Source organism: Aquicoccus sp. (assembly GCF_041686535.1).
In the GTDB taxonomy this organism is placed as follows: Bacteria; Pseudomonadota; Alphaproteobacteria; order Rhodobacterales; family Rhodobacteraceae; genus Aquicoccus.
In genome coordinates, this window is record NZ_JAWLDS010000195.1 from 1 (window position 1) to 2,514 (window position 2,514).

6 protein-coding genes are annotated in these 2,514 nt (G+C 63.2%); 1 reads left to right on the plus strand and 5 read right to left on the minus strand.

From position 1 onward, the window contains the following. From ACESL9_RS17890 to ACESL9_RS17905, 4 genes are all read right to left on the minus strand, one after another. Nucleotides 1-410, minus strand: a 410-nt coding sequence (locus tag ACESL9_RS17890; protein ID WP_411269472.1) for an ABC transporter permease subunit, incomplete at its 3' end; no start/stop codon positions are given. Then, nucleotides 407-1,210, minus strand: coding sequence for an ATP-binding cassette domain-containing protein (locus ACESL9_RS17895; RefSeq protein WP_372675425.1), 804 nt, complete (start codon nucleotides 1,208-1,210; stop codon nucleotides 407-409). The genes ACESL9_RS17890 and ACESL9_RS17895, both read right to left, overlap by 4 nt. Beyond that, on the minus strand, nucleotides 1,207-1,425 hold the full coding sequence (locus ACESL9_RS17900; protein WP_372675426.1) for a hypothetical protein: 219 nt from the start codon (nucleotides 1,423-1,425) through the stop codon (nucleotides 1,207-1,209). Before ACESL9_RS17900 ends, ACESL9_RS17895 begins: the two co-directional genes overlap by 4 nt. A gap of 5 nt (nucleotides 1,426-1,430) precedes the next feature. Beyond that, entirely contained in the window at nucleotides 1,431-1,703 is a 273-nt protein-coding gene (locus tag ACESL9_RS17905) for a hypothetical protein (protein ID WP_372675427.1), read from the minus strand. 293 nt (nucleotides 1,704-1,996) lie between these two features. Here ACESL9_RS17905 and ACESL9_RS17910 point away from each other — a divergent pair, with 293 nt between their 5' ends. Further along, nucleotides 1,997-2,218, plus strand: coding sequence for a hypothetical protein (locus tag ACESL9_RS17910; protein WP_372675428.1), 222 nt, complete (start codon nucleotides 1,997-1,999; stop codon nucleotides 2,216-2,218). 95 nt (nucleotides 2,219-2,313) lie between these two features. On the opposite strand, the gene ACESL9_RS17915 is transcribed toward ACESL9_RS17910, so the two are convergent. Continuing rightward, on the minus strand, nucleotides 2,314-2,514 hold a 201-nt coding region (locus ACESL9_RS17915), incomplete at its 5' end, for a hypothetical protein (protein WP_372675430.1).

A 2,514-nucleotide genomic window follows, 5' to 3' on the forward strand; every position in this document is an offset into this window, starting at 1 on the left:
CCCGCGAGCCCCAGCAACAGCCCGCGCACAACCGACGCCGTGCCGAGCGTCACGATCAGCGGTATCATACTGAACTTGTGAATGATGCCCGCGTTCATGAGGCCCAGCAGTCCGCCGATCAGCGAGGCCGCGAGGAACGGCAGGATCACCCCGTCATAGTCGATCGCCACCATCACGCGGACCACCAGATACATCCCGGCCACCGCGAAGGCCGTAAACGACACGTCGATGCCGCCAGAAATCATCACGAGGAGAACGCCGAGCGCCATCAGACCGATCACAACGTTGGATTTCAGCAGGCTGAAGATGTTGGACAACTGCCAGAAGGCGGGGTTTATGAGGCCGATCACGACCATCGCGACCACAAGGATCAGCGCGATGATGGCATCGGCGCTGCCAAACAGTTTCATGCCGTTTGCCTCCGGGTCGTGCTGGCCAGCGCAGCGTCGAGCGCGTCTTCGGTCAGGGTATCGCCGGACAGTTCTCCGGTCAGGCGACCGTCGGCCATCGTCAGCACGCGGTTGCAGTTCGCCGCCAACTCGGGAATGTCGTCCGAGATCATGATCACGGCGAGACCCTTGTCACGTGTCAGACCGTGGATTATCGCGTGGATCTGGTCTTTCGATCCCACGTCGACCCCCACGGTCGGACCATTGAGCATCAAGAGTTTCGCATCGGTCATCAGCCAGCGCCCGATCACGACGCGTTGCTGGTTGCCGCCCGACAGCGTCGAGACCGCGACCTCGGTACCAGGCGCGCTGATCTGCATGTCGGCGAACATGGCTTCGGTCTCGGGGCGGGCCCGCGCGTTGTCGATCCAGAGCCGCGGAGCGTAGCGATCCATCGCCGCCGAGATCGCGTTGTCGCGGATCGAGCGGTCGAGGAACAGGCCTTCGGACAGGCGGTCCTCGGGGACGTAAGCCACGCCAGCGTCGATGGCATCGGATACCGACCTGGGTGCCAATGGCCGACCGTCGATCTCCATCGTGCCGGTCAGATCCCGGCGCAGGCCGAAGATCGCCTTGACCAGCGACTGGCGCCCGGCCCCGATCAGGCCCGAGAGGCCCACGACCTCGCCCGGCATGATGTCGAGCGACCCGCCGTGCACCTTCTCGCCAACACTGACATCCTTCAGCCGCAGGCGCGGGATCGTCCCGGCGGCGACGGCCGGGGCCTCGAAATGGCCGGTGTTCAGGTTGCGCCCGGTCATGGCATGGGTGATCTTGCGCTCGTCGAATTCGGATATAGGGCCTTCACGACCTTCTTGCCGTTGCGAAAGACCGTCAGCGCCTCGCTTATCTCGAGCATCTCGCGCATCTTGTGGCTAACGAAGAGCACAGCGATACCATGCGCCTGCAGGTCTCGCACGATGCGGAACATACGCTCGACCTCGCGCCCCGTGAGCGCGGTGGTCGGCTCGTCCATGATGATCAGCCGCGCGTCGGCAAGCACCGCACGGGCGATGGCGACGACCTGCCGGCGACGGGCAGCGTCTCGATATTGGCGTCGAGATCGAACGCGACGTCCAGCCGCCCCAGCACCTCGCGGGCCATCCTGCGGCCCCGGCGCCAGTCCACGATGCGGCTCTTCTCGCGCAGATAGGTATTGAGAAACAGGTTCTCGACAACGCTCAGGGTCGGGAACAGGGACAGGTCTGTTCCCGTGGCGGGTCGGTCGAACGGATGCGACGCGGGAAATGCCACGAACGGCCCGATGCCGATTGTCTGACGTCAGCGCCCGCAAGACCGTCAAGCGCCTGGCTTGAGTTGAAAAAAGATTCCAGTTTTTCGCTTTATCGACCACTGGCATCTACGGATCGAATGATCGGGACGCTTTGCTATCCGATAACACATCCGGAAAGTGTGCCGGTGATGGGATAACAGGACACCTTTGGCATATGGGCATATGCACCGGCGGGGTTGCGAAGAGACGATTCTCCGCAATCCCCGATAACCGCAATGCCGCCGGTGCACTGTCGGCCCTTCAGGAGATCAACATGAAATTCATCTATCCGCTCATCGCGTCAACCGCCCTACTCTCGGCTTGCGCACAAGGTGCCGCGATCGACAGCGATGCGGAGCGCGGCATAGTCGGGGCGGCTGTCGGATATGGCGCGGCGAAAGCCATCGATGGAGACGGCGGCCGCGGTGCCATCATCGGCGGACTCGCCGGTGTGTTCTGCGATGATGTCGGCGTTTGCAGTCGACCGCGGTACTGAGTGCGTTCGCAAAAAGCTGAAGGGTGCGGACCAGGTTCGCGTCCTTGCTCAAGGGCCGTACCTGCCGATCCATAGCGCTCACCCGGTCCGATTTCTCATAGACCGCTTACGGCGCGCAGCCGCCGGTCGAAGATCGAAGTGGTCTGGTTGCTCCGCCGCCTGAAGCCCGACACCAAGACGATCGCGGATTTCCGACGCACCAAGCGGTCGGCGATCCGCCAGGTGTTCCGGGACTTCATGGTGTTGTCCCGGGAGCGCAATTTCAACAGGGCGAGGCTGACCAAGGCGATGGCGGA

Coding starts and splice junctions, on each gene's coding strand:
- ACESL9_RS17900 (WP_372675426.1), bottom strand. CDS start 1,425: ATGGACGAGCCGACCACCGCGCTCACGGGGCGCGAGGTCGAGCGTATG.
- ACESL9_RS17895 (WP_372675425.1), bottom strand. CDS start 1,210: ATGACCGGGCGCAACCTGAACACCGGCCATTTCGAGGCCCCGGCCGTC.
- ACESL9_RS17910 (WP_372675428.1), top strand. CDS start 1,997: ATGAAATTCATCTATCCGCTCATCGCGTCAACCGCCCTACTCTCGGCT.